The following is a 26,008-nucleotide window of genomic DNA, read 5'->3' as shown; positions in this document are numbered from 1 at the left end:
GTGAGCGCCGCATTGTACGTGAAATTCCGTACAAGGTCAGCCCCGGCGCCATGTCGTTCCTTCACGAGAATCGTCAAGAATGATGCCTTTCTCCGCCAGTTCGTCGCGGATGCGATCACCTTCGGCGAAGTTTTTCGCCTTGCGTGCTTCCGCCCGGGCCTGAATCATGGCCTCGATGTCCTCGGCCGTCAGTTCTCCACCGGTGTCTGCCTGGAAGAAGGCTTCGGGGTCCTGCTGCAGGAGCCCCAGCACACCACCCAGACGGACCAGCACTGCCGCCGCCTGCCTGGCCTCCTCGTCCTTACCCTCACGACGGTGCTGATTGATCTCATTGGCCACGGCATGGAGCACGGCTATGGCTCCGGCCGTGTTGAAATCATCGTCCATAACCTCGTCAAAGCGCTTGTCGTAGTCCGTTTCCGCCACATCCTTGGCGGGGATGATTCCACGCAAGGCATGGTAGAGCTTTGTGAGGGTGCGGCCCGCCTCCGCCAGACTCTCTTCCGAATAATCCACCTGACTGCGGTAGTGGCTGGACACCAGGAAGTAACGCACGATCTCCGGCGGGTACTTCTCCAGTATTTCCCGGATGGTGAAAAAGTTACCCAGGGATTTGGACATCTTCTCCTTGTTCACACGGATCGCACCGGCGTGCATCCAGGTGTTCACAAAAGCCTGTCCATTGGCGCACTCGGACTGGGCGATTTCGTTCTCATGGTGCGGGAACAGCAGGTCCGGCCCGCCACCGTGGATATCAAAGGTTTCACCCAGGCAGCAGTTGGACATCGCCGAACACTCAATGTGCCAGCCCGGGCGGCCATTACCCCAGGGGGATTCCCAGCTTACCTCTCCCGGCTTCGCGGCTTTCCACAAGGCGAAATCCGCGGGACTGCGCTTGGCTTCCTGCACATCAACCCGGGCACCGGCCACCAGATCTTCCAGCTTTTTCTTGCTGAGCTTGCCATAGTCTTTGTACGACTCGACAGCAAAGTAAACATCGCCATTATCCGCGGCATAGGCATGGCCGCTGGCGACCAGCTTGTGGATCATGGCTACGATCTCGTCGATGTAGGCCGTGGCGCGGGGCTCTTCCGTCGGCGAAAGCACGCCCAGGCGGGCTTCGTCCTCGTGCATGGCTGCGATCATGCGCTCGGTCAGGTCAGTGTACACCTCACCGTTCTCGTCTGCCCGGCGCAGGATCTTGTCATCGATATCCGTAATATTGCGCACGTAGTGCACGTCATAACCGCGATGGCGCAGGTAACGGGTAATCACATCGAAAGCCACCAGCACCCGGGCGTGGCCCAGGTGGCAGTAGTCGTACACGGTCATGCCGCACACATACATGCGCACCTTGCCCGGCTCGATGGGTTTGAATTCTTCCTTTTGCTGCGTGAGCGTGTTGTGGATACGAATCACTTGCCCCCCTTACCCCAGGAATCACGAAGCGTGACGGTGCGATTGAACACAGGATGACCGGTGCTTTGGGTCTGCTCCTGATCACAGAAGAAATAACCTTCACGCTCAAACTGGTACGGCAGGTCCGTACGGGGCTCCGCCAGTCCTTTTTCGACACGGGCTCCGCTCAGACGCACCAGGGATTCCGGGTTGATGTGGTCGACGAAATCACCGTCCTTGTCGCTATCCGGAGACTCGTGGTTGAACAGCCGGTCATACTGGTTGATGCCAACCTCGACACTGTCGGTGGCAGACACCCAGTGTACAACCCCGTTCGGCTTGTAGCCTTCCGGATTCACACCCAGCGTTTTCGGATCGTATTCGCACTTGAGTTCGACGATCTCACCGCTATCATCCCGAATAACCTCACGACAGGTCATGACGTACCCGCCACGCAGGCGAACCGCCTGATCCGGAGCCAGACGCTTCCACTTGCGGGGCGGCTCCTCGACGAAATCTTCACGGTCAATATAAAGTGTCTGGCTCCAGGTCACTTCCCGCTCCCCCATGTCCGGGTTCTGCGGGTGAACCGGCAACACCAGGGTCTCCGTCTGGTCTGCCGGATAATTGGTCAGGGTGACCTTCAAAGGGCGCATCACACACATGGCGCGGGGCGCCCGGGTGTTGAGATCCTCACGGATGGCATGTTCCAGCATGCCCACATCCACGGTACCGCCGGCCTTGTTGACACCGATCATATCGCAGAAGGTGCGGATGGATTCCGGCGTGTAGCCGCGACGACGCATACCGGAAATGGTAGGCATGCGCGGGTCGTTCCAGCCGTCCACGAAGCCCTCATCCACCAGGCGCTTGAGCTTGCGCTTGGAGGTGATTGTGTAGTTGAGGTTGAGCCGGGCGAATTCAATCTGCCGTGGCTGGCACGGGGCGGTAATGTTCTCCAGCACCCAGTCGTAGAGCGGCCGATGATCCTCGAATTCCAGCGTGCACAGGGAGTGAGTAATACCCTCCAAGGCATCGGAAATCGGGTGGGTGAAGTCGTACATCGGGTAGATGCACCACTTGTCACCGGTCTGGTGGTGGTCCGCGTAGCGGATACGGTACAGAATCGGATCCCTCAAATTGATATTGGGAGAGGCCATATCAATCTTGGCCCGCAGCACCAACTCACCGTTCTGGTATTTGCCATCACGCATATCACGGAACAGCTGGAGACTTTCTTCAATCGGGCGGTCCCGATAAGGGCTGTCCCTGCCCGGAGTCTTCAGGGAACCACGGAATTCCGCCATCTGGTCCGCTGTCAGCGCACAGACATAGGCCTTGCCCTTTGTAATCAGCTCTTCGGCGAAGTCATAGATGGCATCGAAGTAATCGGAGGCGTAACGGACGTCACCGCCCCAGGTGTAGCCCAGCCACTCTACGTCCTGCTTGATGGCATCAATGTACTCCTGGGATTCCTTCTCGGGATTGGTGTCATCAAAACGCAGGTTGCACTCACCACCAAAAGTCTCGGCAATACCAAAGTTCAGGCAAATGGACTTGGCGTGCCCAACGTGCAGGTAGCCATTCGGCTCTGGCGGGAACCGCGTCACCACCTGGCCGGTGTGTTCGCCTTTGGCAATCGCGTCTTCGATCAGGCTCTGAATAAAGTTATGGGCTTTCTTCGACTCGGCGCTCATAGGTTCTCTAGTTAAAAGGGAGTGGATCTCAAACCGCGTATTATACTCACAAATACTGCCCTAACTCATGCACACGCAGAAACTCTTCAGTACAATGGGCCCCGTATCGATTTTCAACCTTCTGAACAGGAAACCCTGATGATTCTGCTGAAAACTTCCCACGGTGACATCACACTGGAACTGGACTACGAAAAAGCCCCGGAAACCGCCAAAAATTTCGAGCAGTATGTGCGTGACGGTTTTTATGACGGGCTGATTTTTCATCGTGTTATCAGCAACTTCATGGTACAGGGCGGCGGATTCGAGCCGGGCATGACACCACGCAAGACCCGTGAACCGATCCAGAACGAAGCCGACAACGGACTCAGCAACATGCAAGGCACCGTGGCCATGGCCCGTACCATGGACCCGCACTCCGCGACGGCCCAGTTTTTCATCAACGTCGAAAACAACGGTTTCCTGGACCACACCGCCAAGAACGCAGAAGGCTGGGGCTACTGTGTGTTTGGCAAGGTCGTTGACGGCATGGACACGGTAAATGCCATCCGCGCCGTACGGACCACCATGCGCGCCGGTCATCAGGACGTTCCTGCCGAAGACGTAGTGATTGAAAAGGCGGAGGTAGTCGGAGACGGAGGCGCAGCGTGACCACGCTGTTCATTTCCGACCTTCACCTGGAAGAGTCCAGACCAGACATTACCGAGGCATTCCTTGGGTTTCTGGAAAATCGTGCCCGGGGTGTGGAGCAACTCTACATCCTGGGGGATTTCTTTGAGGCCTGGATCGGGGACGATGAACGTACCCCATTGCAGGAGCAGGTTGCCGAGGCGCTGAAAGCTCTCAGCGACAGCGGCACCGCCATTTTCCTGATGCACGGCAACCGTGACTTCCTGATTGGTGAGGACTTTTGTGCTCGCGCCGGCGCCAAACTGCTGGACGACCCCACCGTGGTGGACCTTTACGGCACCCCTACCCTGCTGATGCATGGTGACAGCCTGTGTACCGCCGACGTGGAGTACCAGAAGTTCCGGGAGAACATGCGTAACCCGCAGTGGCAGCAGATGATCCTCCAGCGCCCACTGGAAGACCGCCAGCAGATGGCCCGGCAGTTACGGGAGATCAGCATGGCGAAAAACCAGGGCAAGGAAGAATTCATCATGGACGTGACCCCCGAAGAGGTGGTCAAAGTCATGGAAGAGCATGGCGTTCAACGGCTGATCCATGGCCACACTCACCGCCCTGCGGAGCATCAGCTGGAAGCCAATGGCAAGCCCGCCCGTCGCATTGTGCTGGGCGACTGGGACAAACATGTCTGGTGGCTTACCGTTGAGCCTGGACAGGAACCGGTACTGGACAAGCAGCCGCTCTGAGAAGGACGGTCATAACACGGACTCCGGCGGCTCCCGGTAGGTATCGAGCCGCTTGAGCCATCCAGGTAGCCAACGCTCTTTCTCGATGGGGTTGCTCGCATTGTTGGCCCGCCGGGTCAGTACGGTCGCAGCGGCCTCACGAAACTGCGCCAGCACCGGTTCCTCCGCTGACCCGGACATTGCGCGTAATACCTGAAGTAGTCCCCACCCCTCTCCCTGATAAGCCTCTCCGGGTGACAAGCCCTCTCCCTTGAAATTCACATAATCCATCAGTGCGTATGCACCACCCGGCGTTGCGGTTAACGCCGCCAGCCGCTCCCGGATCAATGACCGCTCCTCATCCGGTGCCGCGGCGACAATGGCCGCAAGGGACGATTGAGCCCGCTCGAAGATGAAGGCTACCTGGATACCCTTTGTGCCAGCCAGAAACTGGCGCAACGCCTCAACCCGCGAGCTATCTTCGACCTTCAGGAAAGCTTCCCTGTCCGGCCAGGGTGCCCACGGAGTATTACGCTCCCCGAGCCATTCCGGAAGGTCGACCGACTGTTCTTGCATGTACGCGATCAGCGCTGGAAAGCTCTCAACAAAACGCTCGTTTACGCCCTTCGGATACCAGATGAAATGGCCAACGCCCAGGGACGGAAACGCTTCACCTTCGTTCCAGTGCACCAGGCACTCCCGACGTCCGGCGCATTCGTTCAGGAATACCTGGTGGCCAATCCACTCAGACTCTTCTTCACTGAGACGCCATTGCGCTGCTCTCTCCTGTCCGGTCGCCGCAACCGCCAGCAAAAGAATCGCAACCCCTGACAACAAACCCGCAACGGTCGTTCTCATTGTTTCGTGCCTCCACTTCCCAACCTTGGTACCAAAACGCACATTTAACCATCGAAAACCCTTTCCCCAAGATTAATTCTGCTACACTGAGACGCATCTGGTCGGGTCCGTGGTTGAACCCCCTGATCGCAGACGCATACTGTATGTAGACACTCTGCACAGGACATCAGCCCCGATGAGATTACACGCGGCTCTGACCGATCGCCGTTTTCTGCTTACCTGGCTGCTGGCCTTTGGCTGGTTACTGGTCGTCCGTGCCGGACATATTTTGCAAAGCGGGGTATGGCCAAGCCCTCTAGGCACCCTGTTGGGAGATCTTGCCGGCGCTTTTATACTCGCGGTATTGTTGACCATCACCAGCGGCCGCTTCCGCGCGGTTCTCGTGGTGATGCTGGGTGCTGCCGCCTACGTCGCAGGTATGCACCTGATGGCTCATGGCACCCTGTTTCAGCTGGCGCTGGCTGGCAAAGGCATGAACCCCACGTTTATCAGCGGCAGCCTGTTGAATGTATACCTGACTCTCCTACCCGTATACATTGCCTTCGCCTGGACACTCCACAAAACCCACCGGGTACTGGTACCTCAACCACCAAGGGCCCACACCGCTCTCACCACGTCCGCCGTCGCCGTGGTGTTTGTTTATGCCATCTCGTTTCCAAGCCTGACCACACCCGCCAACAATGTTGTGGCCAGTGCCTTTGCCCAGATCCCCGGAGCGATCGTCAATCCCGTTGGCACTGCAATCAGTGACGAGGCCGTGGACACCGACGAAAGCCTCGAAGCCCGAACCAATTTCTTCCACCAGCAAATCACCTCCCGTCCCAATGCTAATTCTCCCAACGTATTGCTGATCATGATTGAGGGACTGTCAGGCGGTTATTTACCCAGCATCAGCAGCTACCACGGTCTGGAACCTGCGGTCACACTGGAACATCTGGAGAGCATGCTTACAGACCGGGGGTTCAGGCTCTATCGAAATATGCTCAGCATGGAGCGTCAGACGGACCGCGGGACGTTCGCCATCCTCTGTGGTCGTTACCCGGACTTCCGTCGGCCCTCGAACAAGATGCTGGATGTGGCGGAAGAGCGCACCAATCCGGACTGCCTGCCGAGCAAACTCCGGGATAATGGCTACTACACCGCATACTGGCAGGCCGCACCGATTGCCTACATGAAGAAAGACAAGTTCATGCCCAGGGCCGGCTTTATGGATGTGACCGGCGCCGGACACCTGGGCAATCAAGAGGAGATCGACGGCTGGGGCCCCCCTGATCCCATATACTTCAAGGATGTCGCCACGCGCCTGGAGAAACTGGATCAGGAGACGTCCCCCTGGTTTGTCACCCTGCTCAATGTAGGCACACACCACCCGTTCAATATCGGGCAGAAAGCCGAGCAGGAAATAACCAATGACGAGACTGAAACTGAAGGGGACTCCTCCGAAGCCTCCATGGTGCAGCCCCAACAGGCACGCCGAAATGCCATGAAAGTGATGGAGAAGTCCCTGGGAGACTTTCTGGAACAACTGGAGACCGCGGGCACACTGGACAACACCCTGATCATCCTTACATCTGATGAATCCGGCGGATTTGTGCGCTCCGACCACGAAACCCTGCCATTGAACAGCAACCTTGGGGTATTGGCCCTTCGACCGCCTGAGCAGAGTGATTTATCCCGGTACGCGCATCAAAACGCCATTACCGCGCAACTGGACATCCCCATGACCATACTGGATGCAACCGGGCTCGGTGACCAGGCCGGTGAGATGATCGGCCGCAGCTTGCTGGCCCTGAACGACCGTAAGCGAAGGGACATTATGCTGGCGGACACCTACACCGGGCTCAAATACTTCCTTCGTGAAAGCGGGCAACTGCTGGCCTGTACAGAGATGCTCGCCCGCTGCACCTCCTGGTCCTTCAATCCAAAGCGTGTGTTCGGCAGCTTCCAGGAGTCTGACAAGCCGCCGTTCCTGTCACTGGAAGAACGGCTGGCGCTGTTCGAGGATGCAAGCGCCCCTAACCACGTGGAGGAGCAGCGCTAACTTACGACACATTCAGAGTCCTGATTGTCGGTGACCCATGAAGACATTGATCACCAGCACACTGAATATACTGCACACTCGTCGGCGGGCGTTGCTGACCTTCCACCTGTTTTTCTCCGGTCTGGCCATGGCGGTGATCACCCCGGCCATCACCTGGGCACTGGCCTCGCTGCGCCCGGTGACTGGTCGGGCCGCCATCAGCACCGGGGGGATCGTCGAGTTTCTGACCTCCCCCGGTGGCGTGGTTTGGGTCCTGGTGACTCTCAACCTGACCATACTGGTTATCATGCTGCAGCAAGCGGGTATGACACTGATTGCAGACTCGCCTCCATACCGGCATTACCAGACCGCTCTGGGTGCGCTCTGGGGAACAGCACGCAGATGCCTGGCCCTGATCCAGTTAACGGTCATTCAGGTATTCACCCACTTGTTGATTGCACTGCCGTTTCTGGTGGCAACCGGGGCAGCGTGGGCCTGGCTGATTGCCTCATACGATCCGTACCTACTGCGCCAGGAGCTGCCACCGGAACTGTGGTGGTTTTCGGCCTGCGCCACCTTATCCATGATCGGGCTGATCACCTGTAATGGCGCCCTGTATCTGCGATGGATACTGGCCGTACCCTGCCTGATGGTGCGAAGTCAGCGCCCCCTCGAGGCCTTGCGGGAAAGTACGCGGCTGACACGCGGCCACAAAGGACACGCCACCGGCGTGCTGGCCTCCGGATTGACTGCAGTGATTCTCTTGCCAATCCTGGTCACCCTGGCTTTCGACCAGATCGCCTCCTTATTGCTGACCATCCTGCCTGACAGGACGGGCATACTGGTTCCGGCCATTTTCCTGTTCATTGCCGGCTACATCCTTATCGGTATCGCCGTCACCTTCTTTGGTACCGCTGCTTACGGCGCGTTCATCGTCAGCCTGTATTACCGAGCCACCAACAGCAGCGCGGGCATGCCGAAGCCGTCCCTTCGCTACCCGATGCCAGACAATGCCGGCCCGAAAGCATGGATTGCGGAAGCGCTTGTGGTCATTCTGGCACTGGGACAAGCCTGGCTTGTGGTGGACTCACTGGACCAACGCGAACACGTGGCCATCACGGCCCATCGGGGCAGCGCCTTTAAAGCACCGGAAAATACGCTGAGCGCCATAGAACAGGCGATCAGGGACGGTGCCGACTATATTGAGGTCGACGTACAGATTACCGCCGATGGCGTACCGGTACTCTGGCACGACGCCGACATGAGCCGCATTTTCGGGCTGAAGGAACGGATCAGCGAAGTCGCCTACGAGGACATCCGCAATAGGGATGCTGGCCGCTGGTTTAATGAGGACTTTGCGGAAGAGCGGATCGCCACCCTCTCCCAGGCTATTGAGACCGTACGCGGAAGAGCACACCTGTTTCTGGACCTGAAGCCGGATCGCAACACGCCCAACCTGACTCAGGCAGTTGTTGAGCTGTTGCAGCGCAAAAACTTCGTGGAAGGCACTGTGATCGCCGCTGCTGACTGGACAACCTTGCGGGAGGTCAAGCAATTGGAGCCGGAGCTGAAAACAGCCCTGCTGGCGCAGTTTATTGTCGGCCCGCTCTGGGAAGACAATTACGACATCCTGGGGTTGCGGAGTAACCGCGCGACTCCGGCCGCCGTGGCCAGGGCTCATCGGGACAACAACGAGCTTCATGTATGGACAGTGAATCACCGGTCATCCATGACGAAATTCATAGACATGGGCGTCGACAACATCATCACTGACCGACCCGATGTTCTCTCGGAACTGTTGCAGGAACGGGCCTCCCTGACCAATGCTGAGCTGCTTGCGACCAAACTCCGCAACTGGTTGCGGTGAGCGGTGCAGATCCTCCCATATGAGGTAAACTCATGTGACACCAGCAAAAAATGAAACATCAATGACCAGGGCAGGGATAATTCATCCATGAGAGGCTATCGCAGATCATCCAATACAACGTTGATGAGTTGGTGGGTCATCCTCCTGGTTCTGCTCTGCTCGATGGCTATGCCAGCCCACAGTCAGGACGAGACAGACACAAAGTCCGACGAAAAAGCCCCGGTACCAGCAGTACAACCCGAGCTCAAAGCCGGCAACGAGAAGCAGCCGAAAATCGAGCTCCAGGAGTCCATGAATGCGGACATCCGCGAGCAAATACAGGCCCTTAGGGCATCCCTGAACCAACGCCTGACCGGTGTCGAGTCCAGTGTCGAGCATCTGGACTACGCGGAATCCATCCTCAATCGCCTGAAAGACGAATACCAAAGCTTTGAGCTCAGGCTGGAGAAAGCCGGACTCAATCTGACTGGTGACTATGCCGGGCTCTTGAAACAAAGGCTGGAGCGTCTTCGGCGACAGACCATTGCCAGCGAACTGATCAAGGGCATTGAGGACCAACTGTCCACCGCACGCGAAGAGCAGCTCAGGCTGGAAGAGTATGAAGCGATTGTGGACCCTGAAGACAATTCCCGTGGTCAGTTACGCAGCGACCGGGCCAGGCTGATTCGCGAACTCCATGCCGCGGTCACCCAACACATTGACGTTCTGAATGATTACTACAATACCGTCATCGCCCTTCAGGAACAGGTACTGGATTACCAGACACTGCTGCAACAACGACTATTCTGGCTACCCAACGCCTCGCCGGCCGGCTCCGAGACCTTCTCGGGCCTCCTGGAATCGCTCAGCTGGCTTGCCTCCGAGTTCAGGCTGGATCCTTTCAGTCAGGCAATCAAAGCATCTTTTGAAGAACGATCCGTCCGCCTTGGCGCGCTTGCTTTGATATTCGCACTGTTACTGTTCAAACGCCGCTCAATCAAGGCAAACCTTAAGGCCAATGGTGAGCATGTCGGCAATGTGGGCCGGGACCGCATTGCCTTAACCCTGTTAGCCCTCATCAACAGTGTACTGTTGACCCTCCCGGGTGTACTCGCGCTCGCTGCGGGCGCATTACTGTTAATGGAGGGCAATGAATTCTTTTCAGCACTCTCCAATGGGTTCACCGCTGCTGCCTTCATCACCCTACTGTTGAATTTCATTCACAAAGTTGCGCGCAAGGACGGTCTCGGCGACAGGCATTTTCATTGGAACAAGCACTCCCTGGAAGCCATTCGCAGGGAGATTCCGATCCTGTTGGCCGTGCTCATCCCCATTACGATTCTTTCCGCCACCACGGCGACACCCAGTGGCTCCAAATTTGAAGAAAGCCTGGGACGACTGCTGTTCATATTGGTATCGGTGACCCTGGCGATATTTGCCCAACGCATCATGAGCGCCGTTCGTGCGACAAAACCGGACGGTCGTTTTCTACGCGTGCTGCATTTTCTGGCCGTTGCCACGCCGCCGGTGCTGGCCGTGGCCTCCATACTGGGGTATCACTACACCGCCCTGGAGCTGGAACGTAATATTTTCATAAGCATCTGCTGGCTGGCCTTCAACGCGCTGCTCTTCTATCTCGGGTTACGTGCTCTCGCCGTCCGGGAACGTCGGTTAACGCTGAAACGTCTGCGAGAGCAACGAGCCGCAGAGCGTAAAATGGCAGAAGCAAGGGAATCCGCCGAATCCTCAGGTGAAGGAATGCCTCCGGCACTGGATATGCCGGAAATGGACCTCAAGGACATTAACCAACAGAGCACGTCGCTGTTGAAAATTCTGATCGCCGTGGTGGCCATCTCAGGGCTTTGGGTACTCTGGGCCAACGTCATCCCCGCCCTGCAGCTGTTTGACAACATTACCCTGTGGACCATTGCCACGGACCTTGAGGGTGGAGATCCACTACCAATCACTCTGGGGGACCTGATGCTGGCCCTGCTGGTCGGGGCAGGCACGGTGCTGGCCGTGAAAAACCTGCCCGGAACCCTGGAGGTAACGGTTCTGAGCCGGATGCACCTGCAACCGGGATCCGGTTACGCAATCACCACCATCGCCACGTATATGATCGTTATCGTCGGGGTCATTATATGCCTCGGCGTGGTGGGTGTTCAGTGGTCAAAACTGCAATGGCTGGTGGCCGCTTTGGGGGTTGGGCTCGGGTTCGGGCTGCAGGAGATTGTAGCCAATTTCGTCTCGGGTATTATCCTGCTTTTTGAACGCCCGATCCGCGTCGGTGACACGGTGACCATTGGCGGCATTACCGGCACGGTATCACGTATTCGCATCCGTGCGACGACGCTGGTTGACTGGGACCGCAAGGAACAAATCATCCCCAACAAGACCTTCGTCACTCAGGACCTGACTAACTGGACACTCTCCGATCCAATTACACGAGTCATACTTCGGGTGGGTGTGGCGTACGGGTCAGATGTGGATACCGTACAACAGATCCTGATGGACGTTGCCGGTGACAACGAACGCGTGGTTGACGACCCTGCGCCGGCCGTGTTCTGCGTGGGGCTTGGCGACAGCAGCATTGATTTCGAGGTGCGGGTTTTCGTCAAGGATCTGCTGGACATCATGCCACTGTCACACGAGATTCACGCCTCGGTCACCAAGGCACTGCGGGAGGCCGGCATCGAGATTCCCTTCCCACAGCGCGACCTCCATGTCCGCACTGTACCGGATATCCCCGGGCTGGCCAGATCCGACCAGTAGTCGCAGCCCACCGCCACCTGCCTCGGATTACTCCAGGATGATCAGGTGGTTGGGCAGTTCATTCTTCTCACGGGTGGCAGGAATGTGGGCCTTGAGTTGGGCACCGCAGGCCCGAATGCAATCAACAAAGCCATCCAGTGTCCGACCCTGGCGCACCTTGCTGGTGAAGTCAGCGACAATCCCTTCCCATACCTGATTGTCGATCTGGCCAGAGATACCCTGGTCCACCAGGATTTCAACATAATGCTCGGCTTCCGACACGAAAATCAGCATGCCCGTGCCGCCGGCGGTATGGTGCAGGTTCTGCTCCAGAAACTGGCGCCGGGCCATATTGGACGCGCGCCAGTATCGCACGGGCCTGGGCACCAGCCAGTGGCCTGCACCCGAAAACCGGAATAGCAGGCATAACACGATGAACGTGCTCCACTGGGCCATCAACAGCCCGTTTACACCAAGCCAGCCGGTGAAGTAACTGACCACGCCGGGCAGTAACAACGCCAGGATGCCTGCCCACAGCAACGGGATATAGGTATAGTCATCGGAACTGGCTGCCAGAACTGTCACCAACTCGGCATCAGTCTCCTGCTCTACCTCGGCTATGGCCGTGGCTACCTGTTTCTTCTCGCTTTCACTCAATAGTGTCATGGTTATATCAATCTCGTTGAATCATGGAGTGGTTTTACCAGCCGCCGGAGGCACCACCGCCTCCAAAACCGCCACCGCCACCACTGAAGCCACCGCCACCAAAGCCTCCGCCGCCACGGCCGCCCATCATGGAACCGGCCATGAGACCGCCCAGGAGTGCGCCGCGACCACGACGACTACCCATGCCACCAAAGAACGACAGGGCCACAATAATGAAGAACAGGATACCCAGCGCAGGATGGGGTCGATCATCCTGACTCACCGGCCGGGATTCCGGAACCGCCAGCGGCTCACCGCCGAGTACCTGAATCATGGCTTCGGCCCCATTGGCAATACCCGTGGGGAAATCCCCGGCACGGAAGGCCGGCGTGATGATCTGGTTGATGATGGTGGCGGAGGTCGCATCCGTCAGGCGCCCCTCAAGGCCATAACCCACCTCAATACGGATGCGACGCTCGTCTTCCGCCACGATCAGCAAGGCGCCATTGTCCTCACCCTTCTGACCAATGCCCCAATGCCGACCCAGCTGGTAGCCGTAGTCCTCGATCGGATACCCCTGGAGATTCGGCAGCGTTACCACCACGACCTGCTCGCTGGTGGCCTGTTCGTGGGCTTCCAGCATACGGCCCAGACGCGATTCCACCGGGGCCGGCAACATGTCGGCGTTGTCCACCACCCGCCCGGTCAACTCGGGAAAATCAGGGGCGGACTGCGCCAATGCATGGAGAGGCAGCAGCACGGCCAGCGTGGCGAAGACGAGCATCCGGTAACTAAGCATAGTCATCAGAATTCCACCTGCGGCGCTTCCTCAGCATCGGGCGTCGTGGCTTCAAAGTTGGCACGCAGCTCCATATCGCTGTACAGGAAACTGTGCCAGAGCCTGCCCGGGAAGGTGCGAATTTCGGTGTTGTACCGTTCCACGGCCTGGATGAAATCCCTCCGCGCCACGGCAATGCGGTTTTCCGTGCCCTCAAGCTGGGATTGCAATGCCAGGAAGTTCTGGCTGGATTTCAGGTCCGGGTACCGCTCCGACACTGCCATCAGCCTGCTCAGGGCACTGCTCAACTCGCCCTGCGCCTGCTGAAATTGCTGCAACCTCTTCGGATCATTAAGGATGCTCTCATCCACCTGGATCGAGGTCGCCCGCGAGCGGGCTTCAATGACCGCCGTCAGAGTCTCCCGTTCCTGGGTTGCAAACCCCTTAACGGTCTCCACCAGATTGGGGACCAGATCGGCACGACGCTGGTACTGGTTCTGTACCTGGGACCAGGCGGCTTTTACCTGCTCGTCGTAGGTGGGAATGTTGTTGATACCGCACCCCGTCAGCATAAGTGCCAACAGGGCAAGAACTGTAAGCCGCAGACCATTGTGGCGCTGCGTGATGGCAGGACTGTTCACCATGATGTATCCGTTCCTTGAGCGTCTGTGAATCCAGAATAAGTAACGTCAGGACGTTAACACAATTACCGCTTATATGGGGGTCGACACCTTCAAATACGAGGCGTACTATAACCAATACTGTATATATAAACAGCATTAGAGGCTGACCATGAAAACCCGCGGCACCGCATTGAACCCCCAAAACCGGTTCCAGCCCATTGCCACTGATCGGCAGACAGACGGCGACTGGTACCAGGACCCGGACGATGAACTGAACCCGGACTCACTGGCTACCGAGGTGACCAATGATCAGGTGCGGACCATTATCAGCCGCAACCAGTCCCCTGACTTGCCGTTTGACCAATCGATCAACCCTTATCGCGGGTGCGAGCACGCCTGCATCTACTGCTTTGCCAGACCAACCCATGCCTACTGGGACCTTTCTCCGGGCCTGGACTTTGAGACCCGCCTGATTGCCAAACCGAACGCCGCCCGACAACTCCGCAGAGAACTCGACAAACCCGGGTACAAAGTCTCCACCATTGCCCTGGGCGTGAATACCGACGCCTACCAACCCATCGAAAAACAACGGCGCATCACACGGGAAATTCTCGAAGTTCTGGCTGAATACCGCCATCCCGTGTCGATTATTACCAAGGGGGCGCTGATTCTCCGCGATCTGGATTTGCTGTCTGAGCTTGCCGCCCAGGGGCTCTGTTCGGTTAGGGTCAGTCTCACCACGCTGGACAACGGTCTGAAACGTGTTATGGAACCCCGCACCGCCGCCCCGGCCACGCGTTTGAAGATTATCCGCGAGCTATCGGCGGCCGGCGTGCCGACGGGTATTCTGGCGGCACCAGTCATCCCGTTTATTAACGATCAGGAACTGGAAGCTATATTGGAGGCAGCCTTCGGGGCTGGCGCCCAAGGGGCAAGCTGGATCATGCTGAGGTTGCCGCTGGAGCTGGATGAACTGTTCCGCGACTGGCTGCAAAGGCATTTTCCACAACGTGCGGATCACGTCATGAACCGTATACGGGATTTACGCGGAGGCAAAAGTTACGACTCCCGTTACGGAACACGCATGACCGGCACCGGTCCATACGCCGAGTTGATCCGCCAGCGCTTCAACCGAAAAATCCGGAGTCTGGGCATGGATCAGTACGAGACAGCCCCACTGCGCACCGATCTGTTCCGCCGCCCGGGCGGGGAACAATTGAATCTTGTATAGCCCCGCTGAGTCACAGCAGGACGCTGACCATACCCACGGTACTGACTACCAGCAATACCGTCCCCAGGACCCGGAAAAATATCGGTGTCTCCGCCCTCAGCATCCGGTCATGAACTTTCAGCCCAATGACGTGACCAACAGCCGCGGCTGGCAATAACCAGAGGTGGTGAATCAGTTGCAAGTCCACGCCTGCATAGACAAAGGCCGCCATTTTGATCGTAACCAGAATGAACCACAGGGCAAACAGGGTGTCCCTCAGCTTTTCTTTCGGCAGATGCTGGGCAGCAACGGCGATAATCAAAGGCGCACCGATCAGCGAGGTGCCGCTGATATAACCACCCGCCATCAGGAAAACCGTATCCACAGTCCGGCTGCCACTGCGGAAAGGCTTGTTGAGAATGTAGGAGACTGAGTACAACGCGACAATAACGAAGACGATAGCGCTGAGGATATGGGACGGCATGGTAATCAGCCCCACCACGCCGATCAGCTTGGGTACGATCATGATTCCCAGTATTTTCCACAGATAACGCCAGTCCACCGTGCCCTCGGCAGCCACGCCGTTATCCCTGCCGCGTTTTTCCCTGCCGGACTTACGATTGTTCATCCAGATGGTCAGAGACGAAAAGAACAGCAGATGAACCGAAATGATCGGCAGGAACACCAGTGGCTCGTCGAGCACCAGCAGCAGGAAAGGTAAGGATAATACCGCGCCGCCAAACCCCAATCCGGAGCGGACAAAGCCGCTCCAGATAAAAATCAGGGCAATGAGCGCGTATTGGTAGAGCGCAAGATCAGACATGGTTTCCTGACAAAGACAATCCAGACGGTGGCTAAGGCGGCGTACCTTACCACGGAGTTACCCGTATTACCCTCCCGTCCGGACTGTCTGTGAGCAGGAACACCGCGCCATCCGGTCCAGTGCGCACATCCCGGATGCGTTCGCCCAACTCACCAAACAGGGTTTCCATATCCACTGCACCATCGTTGCTGAGCACAACGCGATGCACACGTCTCTCAGCGAGAGCCCCCACCAGCAGACTGCCCTGCCATTCCGGGAACAGGTCACCGTCATAGAGTGTCATGCCCGACGGCGCTATGGACGGCGTCCAGTGCAGGGCGGGAGATTCCATGCCGTCATATTCCGTGTACGGCGACACCCGCGCACCCGTGTAGTCCAGCCCCAACGTAGCCACTGGCCAGCCATAGTTTTTACCAGCTTCGATAACGTTGATCTCATCGCCGCCACGGGGTCCGTGTTCATGGGTAATCAGGCGGTTATTGCGCCAGTCGTAAACCACGCCCTGAACATTGCGATGCCCATAACTGTATATTTCCGGGAGCGCATTCGGCTTTGCCGCAAACGGATTATCCTCTGGCGCTGAGCCATCACGGTTGATCCTGACAATGGTGCCAAGGTGACTCGTCAGTTTCTGAGCTTCCTCTCGATAATCAAAACCATCTGCCAGTGTCAGGATGATGGTCGCATCGGGCAGCCACACCATGCGCCCACCATAGTGGGCATCCCCTGCTTTTGCTGGCAAGCTGCGGAATACCTCCTGGACGTTGTCGAGCCCACCCGACACCAGCCTTCCACGGGAAACGCAGGTGTGATTAGCCCTCCAGGTGCCACAAGCATACGCCAGATAAATTTGGCGGCTCTCATCGAAGTCCGGTGCAACCAGAACATCAAACAATCCCGCCTGGCCGGAAGCGAATACTTCCGGCACACCTGCCAGAGGCTCAGACACCTGCTGCCCATCAGCGGAGAGTAAGCGCAGGCGCCCTGGCCGCTCGGTAACCAGGGCCCTGCCATCGGGCAGAAACGCCAGGGACCATGGGTGTTCCAACCCTATGGCGAAGGTTTCCAGGCGATATCCCGAGGACGCATCGGCCTGAACCGGTTCCGGAGGTGCTATCCATCCAATGGTGATGATCGCGGCGCCTAAGGCAAAATGACGAGCAAGTCCGACTCGCCGTCGGGAGAAGTGCGCAAACAACCAACCGGAAAGCGCCGCAGTTGCCAACATGGCCGCCATTCCCCCGGCATTCCGGGTGGCCGCAATCACTGTGGGCATGGGGGCCAGAGAATCTATCAGTTTGAATGTAACCCAAAGTCCGATAGCAGCACCTAATGGCAGGAAAAGCGCCCGCCAGCGCAGATCGAGCAGCCGGATACACAGGCTCGTCACAAGTTGCGACATCAGGAAACTGGTCCCAAATACCACCGCGTAGACCGGAACAAAGTTCACCAGATCCTCAAGGCTTGTCTGTAAACGCGTGCCGATGCCGATCTCAACGCCCAGGTTCTGGAGAGCCAGCAGGTTAAACTGGGTCTGAACGAGACTGCCAGCCACTATGCCAACCACCAGAGCTATCAAGAAAGCAGCCAGCACCCTCATCCACCCAACAGGCTTCTTCATTTTTATACCGTTCCTTCAACCGGATAAACAACGTCCCATTACCGCGAAGCGCCAGGCTCGAACAACAGTTTGATGTAACTGCGAAGCAGCATTAGCTGGCTTGGCAGAATGGTGCGCTCTCCCGTTGCACGGCCAAGTACAAGGCCTCCCTCAATGACCGTTGAAACCATGTCCGCCAACGCATCCGGATCAATGGCATCCCGGGGTTCGTAATGCTCAAGGATCGAGTCCAGCAACGTGCGAAACCGCTCACGCCAGTTCAGGACAATTCGCCGATTCAATTCCCGCACATCGCTATCAAACAGGCTTTCCTGGTAGCAGTAGGTCGCCACCAGGCAGCCCGGATATTCCTGCGGCAGATCTTCCATAATCTCCGCCAACAATTTGAGCCCCACCAGGAACCCCTGCAACGGATCATCGGTCAATTCCCGGCCACGGGCAAACACGTCATCCAGCAGAGAGTCCTCACGCGTCATGTAGCGCGACAATAACGAGCGGGCCAACGCGTTCTTGTTGGAAAAATGGTAGAGGAAGCCACTTTTGGTAATACCTGCCTCGGCAATCACCTCTTCAATCGAGGTTGCACCAAAGCCCTTCCTGAGCACTGATTTTTCGGTTATGTCCAACAACCGCTCACGGGTAGCCTGTCCCTTTTCCATCTGCCACCTCCGGTGAACCATACCCCGGGTATGGTTTGCCTTGCGGAGATCCTGACCGCCAGTGCCCACAGGACCACACGAATAATGTATCCCATTGTTTTAAAAAGGCTCAACACTTATCAAAAAACCGTACCGCGTGCTCTCTGGTTACAGATCGCTTCCTGGCACATGCTGGTTGTAGCTGGAAACAACCAGTGAACACTAATAGGAGGATAGCACTATGACAGGCAACGCAGAGACCCTCAGTTATCACGCCACTGAACCAGATCAGGCAGCGGCAGACGCATTCGGCGACCGCATGGTAGATACACTGAACTCGGGTGCGTTGGCACTGATGATCTCAGTCGGCCATCGAACCGGACTGTTCGACGCTATGGCAGACATGCCAGCTGCAAGCAGCGCCGAGATTGCCAAAAAGGCAGGCCTGGATGAGCGTTACGTCAGAGAATGGCTTGGAGCAATGACCGTCGGCGACATTGTGAAGAATAATCCCGAAAGAGAAACTTACTACCTGCCCCCGGAGCACGCTGCCAGCCTGTGCCGGGAGTCACCGACTGACAACATAGCGGTGTTCGCCCAGTATATCCCGCTGCTTGGCTCCGTGGAGAATGACATTGTTCACTGCTTTCGTCGTGGAGGCGGCGTACCGTACGAACGCTTCGAGCGGTTCCATGACGTCATGGCGGAGGACAGCGGCCAGTCTGTCGTTCCTGCCCTGGAAACGGATATTCTGCCGCTCGTGCCTGGCCTTATTGAACGACTGAAAAAAGGCATTCAGGTCCTCGACATCGGTTGTGGCAGGGGGCGGGCGCTAAACAAGCTGGCCAGGTTATTCCCGAACAGTCGGTTTACCGGCTACGACATATCCGAGGATGCCATCCGTTACGCTGGCCAGGAGGCCCGGGCACTCGGGAACGAGAACGCAACCTTCGAGATATTTGACGTCAGTGACCTTGAGCACAGCGAGCGCCCGGGCCCCTACGACCTGATCACCACATTTGATGCGGTACACGATCAGAAGGACCCGCTTACTGTATTGCGGGGTATCCGCAAAGCGCTGTCTGACGACGGTGTTTATCTGGCCCAGGACATCAAAGGGTCAAGCCATCACCACAGTGACCGGGACCACCCGATCGGCCCGCTCCTTTACACCATTTCCTGCATGCATTGCATGACCGTTTCCCTGGCCCAGGATGGAGAGGGGTTGGGAGCGATGTGGGGTAAGGAGAAAGCCCTGGAGTACTTTCGTGCCGCGGGCTTCCGGAACATTGAGGTGCATGAGCTGGAGCATGACTTCCAGAATTACTGGTATGTATGCCGTCCCTGAGTCGACCGAAACAGGACGATCGCAGGCCGCAATAACCAGCTGGTGATGTACATGGCAGGGATCAGGATGATCAACCAGCCAACGATCTGGATAGCCAGAGGTGAGACACCCAACACATCGGCCACCCCGGCAAAAAGATCATTGATCACGCTGGGGTGGCGCACCACCAGGTAACCCACGCCAATGATAACCGGCCATTTTGCGTAGCGGGCACTATTGAGCACCAGGCGGCCGCTGCCCGTTATGCGGGCCGCCAATGCAGCCGACCGGGTTGAAAGCCTGGCGCCCTGCGTGCTTCTGGCCACAGTGCGCCCGGCCCGGACCACCTTGACCGCGCTGGCGAACACCAGGACATCCACGGAAGCCCAACCAATGTCACTGACCGAAATATCGTCCCCGGTTCGGTAGTTCGTCTCCAGTTGCCGGATCCCGCTGGTAAAGAACCGGGCAATGCCCTCGGTCACCCGCTCGGTCTGAACCCATTGGGTCTCCCCGTTCGGGTCCACAACAAACTGACCCAGGAAGTCGTGCCCCTCATCATGAATGAAATTCACCGCATACCAGCCCCGTTCCTCAGGCGTCAGTGCATCATGCTTTTCCGGTTTGGCAGGTGTATCAACGGAGCTTCCGCGTAGTTCGGCAAAGTAATCCTTTGCCCGCTGATACTGACGGGCGGCTGAATTCATCCATTCAATAGACTGGACCGGTTCACGCAGGAAAAAGTCGATGGGAGGCAAGGCGTGCTCACCATAGGTGCGCAACACTTCCTGGAACTCCGGCTCCGAGGCATAGAGGGGCAGAATGGTACGGGCCAAATCAGGATACGCCAGCAGTGCTGCCTGGACTTTCAGAAGCAGCAGCTGATCGCCCCCAAGATCGAGAATAGCTGCCTGAACCTCGATGGGTTCGTTACCGAGGCGGTCGAAGTCCGGCAACACCTCTTGGGCCTGAATGGATACAAGCTTCTGTTCAATCGGCACCGGTTGGGATGCGTAACTGGCAAGCACAGCCAACAACAACGCCACGCCCAGAATCGCCATGAATTTCTTCAAATACCCACCTCAGGTCCTTCCAGTTCAACCTTTGTTTTATCACAAGTTGGGGCCAACGAAAGACTCTGACGCAACAAAAAACCCCGAAGCTCTCACTCCGGGGTCTTTAAATGGCCGGCCTTGCCAGCAGTGCGGGCGGGCTGTTACTGCTCCACAAACGCCCGCTCAATCACATAGTGGCCCAGGTCGCCGCCACGGGCCTCCTTGAAGCCCATTTTGTTGAGGATGCTGCAGGTATCCTTGAGCATGCTTGGGCTACCGCAGATCATGAAACGGTCATTCTCCAGATCGAAGTCCGGCAGACCCAGTTCGCGGGTGATCTTGCCACTTTCCATTGCATCCGTCAGGCGCCCCTGATTGCGGAAGTCTTCACGAGTTACGGTGGGATAGTACAGCAGCTTGCCGTCCACCATCTCGCCGAAAAATTCATTTTCCGGCAGCGCTTCGATCTCCTGCTGGTAGGCCAGTTCAGAGACATAACGCACGCCGTGAGTCACGATGACCTTGTCATAGGCTTCATAGACCTCGGGGTCCTTGATGATGCTCATGAACGGCGCCAGACCAGTACCGGTGCTGATCAGCCACAGGTTCTTGCCCGGCAGCAGGTTGTCCATGATCAGGGTACCGGTCGGCTTGCGGCTGACCAGAATCTCGTCCCCAACCTGGATTTTCTGCAGGCGCGACGTCAGAGGGCCGTCCTGAACCTTGATGGAGAAAAACTCCAGCTCTTCCTCATAGTTCGCGCTGGCAATACTGTAGGCGCGCATCAGGGGCTTACCATCGGTTTCCAGACCAATCATGGTGAAATGGCCATTCTTGAAACGAAACCCGGGATCACGGCTGGTAGTGAAGCTGAACAGGGTGTCGTTCCAGTGGCGTACGCTGGTGACTTTCTCTTTGATCAGGTTGCTCATGATTAACTCTCGCCTGTTCTGTTTGCTCGAACGCAATAAGTTGAAGATCCGAATTGAATAAATTCTAACCCGCAGCTAACCTATCGACAAAATGGGATATTTTCATAACCTTATTCGGAATAATCGATTATGGTGACAGACTTATGAAATACAGTTTCCGCCAGCTGGAAGTTTTCCTGGCTGCTGCGCATTTCCAGAACATTACCCGTGCGGCGGAATCTCTTGCCATGTCGCAATCGGCGGCCAGCAGCGCGCTGAAAGAGCTGGAGAACCAGTTCGACATTCAGCTCTTCGACCGTGTCGGAAAGCGTCTTCAGCTGAACGAACTGGGGCGCCTCTATCGACCGAAAGTGGAAGCGCTGCTGGCCCAGGCCGGAGAGCTGGAACAGGCGTTCAGCAAACACTCGGAAGTCGGCGCCCTGAAGGTCGGCGCCACGCTCACCATTGGTAACTATCTGGCCGTCGGGGTGATGGCCCAATACATGAATACCCCGACTCACCCCAGGGTGTCCCTGGAGGTGGCCAATACCCGCACCATTGCCAGGCGGGTCAGTGACTTTGAGCTGGATATCGGGTTGATAGAAGGGGAACTACAGTCGCCGGAACTGGAAGTGATTCCCTGGCGGGAGGACGAGCTGGTGGTGTTCTGCTCCCCTGACCATCCGCTGGCCAGGAAGAAGAACCTGGATGACGACGACCTTCGTAACGCCACCTGGGTCATGCGGGAACCGGGTTCAGGTACCCGTCAAAGTTTTGAAAGGGGTATGCACGGCCTGCTGCCGGATCTGAATATCCTGTTGGAACTGGAACACACCGAAGCCATCAAACGGGCGGTGGAAGCAGGACTGGGTATTGGCTGCCTGTCGCAGGTCTGTCTGGCGGATGCCTTTAAGCGGGGCAGCCTGGTGCCATTGAAGGTCCCGGAGTATCGACATTTCGACCGGCAGTTCTATTTCATTCTGCACAAACAGAAATACCGCAGTGCCGGCATCGACGCCTGGATGGAACTGTGCCGGCAGCTGTAATCGGGTATCAGTCCATTACCGGCCCGCTGTGAAACCGGAACTCCTGGTCCGGCTCTTCAATCAGTTTTTGCTCAAGGGCCAGAAACACACTCACCCGATCATCTACCGGGCCACCATTGGCCTGTTCTGCCAGAGTCAGGTAATCCTGATAATGGCGGGCTTCCGACTTCAACAGGCTGGTGTAGAAGTCGGCCAGCTTCTCGTCCAGATGCGGCGCCAGTGCGGCAAAGCGTTCACAGGAGCGGGCCTCGATAATGGCGCCGACAATCAGCACATCCACCAGCCGGCCGGGGTCTTCGGTCCGCACTTCCTGCCTTAATCCTGCGGCATACCGGGCCGGGCTCAGGTGACTGTAGTCCACTCCCCGCTTGTTCATAATGGCCAGCACCTGCTCGAAATGGCGCAATTCTTCCCGCGCCAGACGCGACATCCTGTTCAGCAGGTCGGTATTGTCCACATAGCGATACATCAGGCTTAAAGCGGTTGACGCCGCTTTTTTCTCGCAATGGGCGTGATCAATCAGCATCAGGTCCTGATTGGCAAGGGCGTTTTCAATCCAGCGCCGGGGGGTGCGGCAGGGCAGAAAATCATGAATGTCTTGCAGGGCTTCAGTCATGGCAAATGTCGGGTCGGAATAACGGGCCGGGAAGTATACACGACATAACAGAGCACTCCGACCTCTGTCCATCTTAACTTTGTAAGGGGTTTCCTATAGAATGCAGCGCCAGTTTAAAACCTTTTCCGTATAAAACTTCCGCCGGGCAATGACGCCGACAGCGCGGGACATTCCAACTGATGAGGGTCCATATCGTGTTAGAAGCCTATCGTGAACACGTTGCAGAACGTGAAGCTCTGGGTATTCCCCCAAAGCCTCTGAATGCAGAGCAGACCGCCGCGCTGGTCGAGCTCCTGAAAAATCCTCCTGCCGGTGAAGAAGAAACTCTCGTTTATCTTCTGGAAAACCGTATTCCGCCGGGTGTCGACGAAGCCGCTTATGTAAAAGCCGCTTTCCTGACTGCCATTGTTAAAGGCGAAGCCAGCTCTCCCCTGCTGGACAAAGAGAAAGCCGTCAAGCTGCTGGGCATGATGCAGGGTGGCTACAACATCGCCACTCTGGTTGACCTGCTGGACGATTCCGACCTGGCCGAACTGGCCGGTGAACAGCTGAAGCGTACCCTGCTGATGTTCGACGCGTTCAACGACGTCAAGGAAAAGATGGACGCCGGCAACGCCGTTGCCAAGGCCGTGGTTGAATCCTGGGCCAACGCCGAGTGGTTCACCAACAAGAAGAAGGTTCCCGAGAGCACCAAGATGGTGGTGTTCAAGGTGACCGGCGAAACCAACACCGACGACCTGTCCCCGGCTCCGGATGCCTGGTCCCGTCCGGACATCCCGCTGCACGCCCGCGCTGCTTACAAAATGGAGCGTGATGGCCTGAAGCCGGAAGAGCCCGGCGTCACTGGCCCGATGAGCCAGATCGACGAAATCAAGGCCAAGGGCCTGCCCGTTGCCTTCGTAGGTGACGTTGTAGGTACCGGTTCTTCACGTAAATCTGCCACCAACTCCGTTCTGTGGTTCTTCGGTGAAGACATCCCGGGTGTACCGAACAAGCGTGCCGGCGGTGTCTGTATCGGTAACAAGGTTGCCCCGATCTTCTTCAACACCATGGAAGACGCGGGCGCTCTGGTATTCGAAGCCCCGGTAGACGACCTGAACATGGGCGACGTCATCGAGATCCGTCCGTACGAAGGCAAGATTCTGAACGAAGCCGGCGAAACCCTCTCCGAGTTCAACTTCAAGTCCGACGTGATCCTGGACGAAGTTCAGGCTGGCGGTCGTATTCCTCTGATCATTGGTCGTGGCCTGACTGCCAAGGCGCGTGCCGCTCTGGGTCTGGGCGCTACCGACATCTTCCGTCTGCCGACAGATCCGGAAGCCGGTACCAAGGGCTTCACCCTGGGCCAGAAGATGGTTGGCAAGGCTTGCGGCCTGGAAGAAGGCAAGGGCGTTCGTCCTGGCACATACTGCGAGCCGCACATGACTACCGTCGGTTCCCAGGACACCACTGGTCCGATGACCCGTGACGAGCTGAAAGACCTGGCGTGTCTGGGCTTCCAGGCTGACCTGGTGATGCAATCTTTCTGTCACACCGCCGCGTATCCGAAGCCGGTTGACGTAGAGATGCAGCACACCATGCCAGACTTTATCCAGACCCGTGGCGGTGTTGCCCTGCGTCCGGGTGACGGCATCATCCACTCCTGGTTGAACCGCATGCTGCTGCCGGACACCGTCGGTACCGGTGGTGACTCCCACACCCGTTTCCCGATGGGCATCTCCTTCCCGGCCGGCTCTGGTCTGGTGGCCTTTGCTGCCGCTACCGGCGTTATGCCGCTGGATATGCCGGAATCGGTTCTGGTTCGCTTCAAGGGCGAAATGCAGCCGGGCATCACCCTGCGTGACCTGGTACACGCGATTCCGCTGTACGGCATCAAGAACGGCATGCTGACCGTGGAGAAGAAAGGCAAGATCAACGAATTCTCCGGTCGTATCCTGGAAATCGAAGGCCTTGAGCACCTGACCGTTGAGCAGGCGTTCGAGCTGTCTGACGCATCTGCTGAGCGCTCCGCAGCCGGTTGTACCATCAACCTGTCTGAAGAGTCCGTGGCCGAGTACCTGCGTTCCAACATCACCATGCTGCGCTGGATGATTGCCGAAGGTTACGGCGATCCGCGTACCCTGGAGCGTCGTGCCCAGCAGATGGAAGAGTGGATTGCCAACCCGAAGCTGATGCGTGCAGACAAAGACGCCGAGTACGCCCACGTGGTGGAAATCGATCTGGCCGATATCAAGGAGCCGATCGTATGCTGCCCGAACGACCCGGACGACGCCAAGTTCCTGTCCGAAGTCGCTGGCGACAAGGTGGACGAAGTGTTCATCGGTTCCTGCATGACGAACATTGGTCACTTCCGCGCTGCCGGCAAGCTGCTTGAGCAGAACAAAGAGCCCCTGAAGACCCGTCTGTGGATGTCTCCTCCCACCAAGATGGACCAGGAGCAGCTGATGGAAGAAGGCTACTTCAACACCTACGGCACCGCCGGTGTTCGCACCGAGATGCCGGGTTGCTCCCTGTGCATGGGTAACCAGGCGCGTGTGGCTGCCAAGTCCACGGTTCTGTCTACCTCCACCCGTAACTTCCCGAATCGCCTGGGCGATGGTGCCAACGTGTACCTGACCTCTGCGGAACTGGCAGCCGTGGGTGCGGTACTGGGCAAACTCCCCTCCCCGGCGGAGTACATGGAGTACGCCAAGGACCTGAACAGCATGTCGAAAGAGATCTACAAGTATCTCAACTTCGACCAGATGGAGAACTACACCAAGAAGGCGGCGGAAGCCAACGTTGCTTAACGCCTGA

At 57.4% G+C, this 26,008-nt stretch carries 21 protein-coding genes; 9 read left to right on the top strand and 12 right to left on the bottom strand.

What is annotated here, in order from left to right; translation table 11 throughout:
- Window positions 1–36 precede the first annotated feature (36 nt).
- The gene (gene cysS, locus Q0Y21_RS05640) at window positions 37–1,419 is read right to left on the bottom strand and encodes a cysteine--tRNA ligase (RefSeq protein WP_297792391.1); all 1,383 of its coding nucleotides are present in this window, start codon (window positions 1,417–1,419) and stop codon (window positions 37–39) included.
- Window positions 1,416–3,095, bottom strand: coding sequence for a glutamine--tRNA ligase/YqeY domain fusion protein (locus Q0Y21_RS05635; RefSeq protein WP_297792389.1), 1,680 nt, complete (start codon window positions 3,093–3,095; stop codon window positions 1,416–1,418). Before Q0Y21_RS05635 ends, cysS begins: the two co-directional genes overlap by 4 nt.
- A gap of 138 nt (window positions 3,096–3,233) precedes the next feature.
- Here Q0Y21_RS05635 and Q0Y21_RS05630 point away from each other — a divergent pair, with 138 nt between their 5' ends.
- On the top strand, window positions 3,234–3,743 hold the full coding sequence (locus tag Q0Y21_RS05630; RefSeq protein WP_297792387.1) for a peptidylprolyl isomerase: 510 nt from the start codon (window positions 3,234–3,236) through the stop codon (window positions 3,741–3,743).
- Window positions 3,740–4,465 carry a UDP-2,3-diacylglucosamine diphosphatase gene (locus tag Q0Y21_RS05625; protein WP_297792385.1) on the top strand — a complete coding sequence of 242 codons (726 nt, stop codon included), beginning with the start codon at window positions 3,740–3,742 and terminating at the stop codon, window positions 4,463–4,465. Before Q0Y21_RS05630 ends, Q0Y21_RS05625 begins: the two co-directional genes overlap by 4 nt.
- 9 nt (window positions 4,466–4,474) lie before the next feature.
- Here Q0Y21_RS05625 and Q0Y21_RS05620 read toward each other — a convergent pair whose 3' ends face one another.
- Window positions 4,475–5,302 carry a hypothetical protein gene (locus Q0Y21_RS05620; RefSeq protein WP_297792382.1) on the bottom strand — a complete coding sequence of 276 codons (828 nt, stop codon included), beginning with the start codon at window positions 5,300–5,302 and terminating at the stop codon, window positions 4,475–4,477.
- A 175-nt stretch (window positions 5,303–5,477) separates the two neighbouring features.
- Between Q0Y21_RS05620 and Q0Y21_RS05615 the strand changes: the two genes are divergently transcribed.
- From Q0Y21_RS05615 to Q0Y21_RS05605, 3 genes are all read left to right on the top strand, one after another.
- Window positions 5,478–7,343, top strand: coding sequence for an LTA synthase family protein (locus Q0Y21_RS05615; RefSeq protein ID WP_297792380.1), 1,866 nt, complete (start codon window positions 5,478–5,480; stop codon window positions 7,341–7,343).
- 37 nt (window positions 7,344–7,380) lie between these two features.
- A complete protein-coding gene (locus Q0Y21_RS05610; RefSeq protein WP_297792378.1) occupies window positions 7,381–9,189 on the top strand; it encodes a glycerophosphodiester phosphodiesterase family protein in 1,809 nt (602 codons plus the stop codon).
- Between the two features lie 87 nt (window positions 9,190–9,276).
- Complete coding sequence (locus Q0Y21_RS05605; RefSeq protein ID WP_297792376.1) at window positions 9,277–11,940, top strand: mechanosensitive ion channel domain-containing protein; 2,664 nt, start codon at window positions 9,277–9,279, stop codon at window positions 11,938–11,940.
- Between the two features lie 27 nt (window positions 11,941–11,967).
- Here Q0Y21_RS05605 and Q0Y21_RS05600 read toward each other — a convergent pair whose 3' ends face one another.
- The 3 genes from Q0Y21_RS05600 to Q0Y21_RS05590 are packed head-to-tail and all read right to left on the bottom strand — an operon-like array spanning window position 11,968 to window position 13,986.
- On the bottom strand, window positions 11,968–12,585 hold the full coding sequence (locus Q0Y21_RS05600) for a TPM domain-containing protein (protein ID WP_297792374.1): 618 nt from the start codon (window positions 12,583–12,585) through the stop codon (window positions 11,968–11,970).
- 34 nt (window positions 12,586–12,619) lie between these two features.
- On the bottom strand, window positions 12,620–13,369 hold the full coding sequence (locus Q0Y21_RS05595; RefSeq protein WP_297792372.1) for a YgcG family protein: 750 nt from the start codon (window positions 13,367–13,369) through the stop codon (window positions 12,620–12,622).
- Window positions 13,369–13,986: a LemA family protein gene (locus tag Q0Y21_RS05590; protein WP_297792370.1), complete on the bottom strand. Its 618-nt coding sequence runs from the start codon at window positions 13,984–13,986 to the stop codon at window positions 13,369–13,371. The genes Q0Y21_RS05595 and Q0Y21_RS05590 overlap by 1 nt, the downstream gene beginning before the upstream one ends.
- 148 nt (window positions 13,987–14,134) lie before the next feature.
- On the opposite strand from Q0Y21_RS05590, the gene Q0Y21_RS05585 reads away from it, so the two are divergent.
- Window positions 14,135–15,196: a PA0069 family radical SAM protein gene (locus Q0Y21_RS05585; protein ID WP_297792368.1), complete on the top strand. Its 1,062-nt coding sequence runs from the start codon at window positions 14,135–14,137 to the stop codon at window positions 15,194–15,196.
- A gap of 10 nt (window positions 15,197–15,206) precedes the next feature.
- Here the strand turns inward: Q0Y21_RS05585 and Q0Y21_RS05580 are convergent, their stop codons facing one another.
- Genes Q0Y21_RS05580 through Q0Y21_RS05570 form a run of 3 tightly spaced genes read right to left on the bottom strand, consistent with a single transcriptional unit; the run spans window position 15,207 to window position 18,278 of the window.
- A complete protein-coding gene (locus Q0Y21_RS05580; protein ID WP_297792366.1) occupies window positions 15,207–15,998 on the bottom strand; it encodes a TSUP family transporter in 792 nt (263 codons plus the stop codon).
- A gap of 46 nt (window positions 15,999–16,044) precedes the next feature.
- Window positions 16,045–17,619, bottom strand: coding sequence for a PQQ-dependent sugar dehydrogenase (locus Q0Y21_RS05575; RefSeq protein ID WP_297792364.1), 1,575 nt, complete (start codon window positions 17,617–17,619; stop codon window positions 16,045–16,047).
- A gap of 38 nt (window positions 17,620–17,657) precedes the next feature.
- The gene (locus Q0Y21_RS05570) at window positions 17,658–18,278 is read right to left on the bottom strand and encodes a TetR/AcrR family transcriptional regulator (protein WP_297792363.1); all 621 of its coding nucleotides are present in this window, start codon (window positions 18,276–18,278) and stop codon (window positions 17,658–17,660) included.
- A 220-nt stretch (window positions 18,279–18,498) separates the two neighbouring features.
- On the opposite strand from Q0Y21_RS05570, the gene Q0Y21_RS05565 reads away from it, so the two are divergent.
- Window positions 18,499–19,605 carry a class I SAM-dependent methyltransferase gene (locus Q0Y21_RS05565; protein ID WP_297792361.1) on the top strand — a complete coding sequence of 369 codons (1,107 nt, stop codon included), beginning with the start codon at window positions 18,499–18,501 and terminating at the stop codon, window positions 19,603–19,605.
- Here Q0Y21_RS05565 and Q0Y21_RS05560 read toward each other — a convergent pair.
- Together Q0Y21_RS05560 and Q0Y21_RS05555 are read right to left on the bottom strand one after the other, a co-directional pair.
- Complete coding sequence (locus Q0Y21_RS05560; protein WP_297792359.1) at window positions 19,581–20,657, bottom strand: hypothetical protein; 1,077 nt, start codon at window positions 20,655–20,657, stop codon at window positions 19,581–19,583. The genes Q0Y21_RS05565 and Q0Y21_RS05560 overlap by 25 nt on opposite strands.
- Window positions 20,658–20,800: 143 nt before the next feature.
- Entirely contained in the window at window positions 20,801–21,571 is a 771-nt protein-coding gene (locus Q0Y21_RS05555) for a ferredoxin--NADP reductase (RefSeq protein WP_297792357.1), read from the bottom strand.
- 143 nt (window positions 21,572–21,714) lie between these two features.
- Here Q0Y21_RS05555 and Q0Y21_RS05550 point away from each other — a divergent pair, with 143 nt between their 5' ends.
- Window positions 21,715–22,596 carry a LysR family transcriptional regulator gene (locus Q0Y21_RS05550; protein WP_297792355.1) on the top strand — a complete coding sequence of 294 codons (882 nt, stop codon included), beginning with the start codon at window positions 21,715–21,717 and terminating at the stop codon, window positions 22,594–22,596.
- Between the two features lie 7 nt (window positions 22,597–22,603).
- Here the strand turns inward: Q0Y21_RS05550 and Q0Y21_RS05545 are convergent, their stop codons facing one another.
- Window positions 22,604–23,212: a tRNA-(ms[2]io[6]A)-hydroxylase gene (locus Q0Y21_RS05545; RefSeq protein WP_297792353.1), complete on the bottom strand. Its 609-nt coding sequence runs from the start codon at window positions 23,210–23,212 to the stop codon at window positions 22,604–22,606.
- 194 nt (window positions 23,213–23,406) lie between these two features.
- Between Q0Y21_RS05545 and acnB the strand changes: the two genes are divergently transcribed.
- The gene (gene acnB / locus Q0Y21_RS05540; RefSeq protein ID WP_297792514.1) at window positions 23,407–26,001 is read left to right on the top strand and encodes a bifunctional aconitate hydratase 2/2-methylisocitrate dehydratase; all 2,595 of its coding nucleotides are present in this window, start codon (window positions 23,407–23,409) and stop codon (window positions 25,999–26,001) included.
- Window positions 26,002–26,008 lie beyond the last annotated feature (7 nt).

Source organism: uncultured Marinobacter sp. (assembly GCF_947259545.1).
Taxonomy (GTDB): Bacteria; Pseudomonadota; Gammaproteobacteria; order Pseudomonadales; family Oleiphilaceae; genus Marinobacter.
This window is presented reverse-complemented; position numbering and strand designations above follow the sequence as displayed.

What these genes read in the sequence shown, in the direction of transcription:
- Q0Y21_RS05635 (WP_297792389.1), bottom strand. Translation starts at nt 3,095, where the DNA reads ATGAGCGCCGAGTCGAAGAAAGCCCATAACTTTATTCAGAGCCTGATC.
- Q0Y21_RS05630 (WP_297792387.1), top strand. Translation starts at nt 3,234, where the DNA reads ATGATTCTGCTGAAAACTTCCCACGGTGACATCACACTGGAACTGGAC.
- Q0Y21_RS05620 (WP_297792382.1), bottom strand. Translation starts at nt 5,302, where the DNA reads ATGAGAACGACCGTTGCGGGTTTGTTGTCAGGGGTTGCGATTCTTTTG.
- Q0Y21_RS05615 (WP_297792380.1), top strand. Translation starts at nt 5,478, where the DNA reads ATGAGATTACACGCGGCTCTGACCGATCGCCGTTTTCTGCTTACCTGG.
- Q0Y21_RS05610 (WP_297792378.1), top strand. Translation starts at nt 7,381, where the DNA reads ATGAAGACATTGATCACCAGCACACTGAATATACTGCACACTCGTCGG.
- Q0Y21_RS05605 (WP_297792376.1), top strand. Translation starts at nt 9,277, where the DNA reads ATGAGAGGCTATCGCAGATCATCCAATACAACGTTGATGAGTTGGTGG.
- Q0Y21_RS05600 (WP_297792374.1), bottom strand. Translation starts at nt 12,585, where the DNA reads ATGACACTATTGAGTGAAAGCGAGAAGAAACAGGTAGCCACGGCCATA.
- Q0Y21_RS05595 (WP_297792372.1), bottom strand. Translation starts at nt 13,369, where the DNA reads ATGACTATGCTTAGTTACCGGATGCTCGTCTTCGCCACGCTGGCCGTG.
- Q0Y21_RS05590 (WP_297792370.1), bottom strand. Translation starts at nt 13,986, where the DNA reads ATGGTGAACAGTCCTGCCATCACGCAGCGCCACAATGGTCTGCGGCTT.
- Q0Y21_RS05585 (WP_297792368.1), top strand. Translation starts at nt 14,135, where the DNA reads ATGAAAACCCGCGGCACCGCATTGAACCCCCAAAACCGGTTCCAGCCC.
- Q0Y21_RS05580 (WP_297792366.1), bottom strand. Translation starts at nt 15,998, where the DNA reads ATGTCTGATCTTGCGCTCTACCAATACGCGCTCATTGCCCTGATTTTT.
- Q0Y21_RS05575 (WP_297792364.1), bottom strand. Translation starts at nt 17,619, where the DNA reads ATGAAGAAGCCTGTTGGGTGGATGAGGGTGCTGGCTGCTTTCTTGATA.
- Q0Y21_RS05570 (WP_297792363.1), bottom strand. Translation starts at nt 18,278, where the DNA reads ATGGAAAAGGGACAGGCTACCCGTGAGCGGTTGTTGGACATAACCGAA.
- Q0Y21_RS05565 (WP_297792361.1), top strand. Translation starts at nt 18,499, where the DNA reads ATGACAGGCAACGCAGAGACCCTCAGTTATCACGCCACTGAACCAGAT.
- Q0Y21_RS05555 (WP_297792357.1), bottom strand. Translation starts at nt 21,571, where the DNA reads ATGAGCAACCTGATCAAAGAGAAAGTCACCAGCGTACGCCACTGGAAC.
- Q0Y21_RS05550 (WP_297792355.1), top strand. Translation starts at nt 21,715, where the DNA reads ATGAAATACAGTTTCCGCCAGCTGGAAGTTTTCCTGGCTGCTGCGCAT.
- Q0Y21_RS05545 (WP_297792353.1), bottom strand. Translation starts at nt 23,212, where the DNA reads ATGACTGAAGCCCTGCAAGACATTCATGATTTTCTGCCCTGCCGCACC.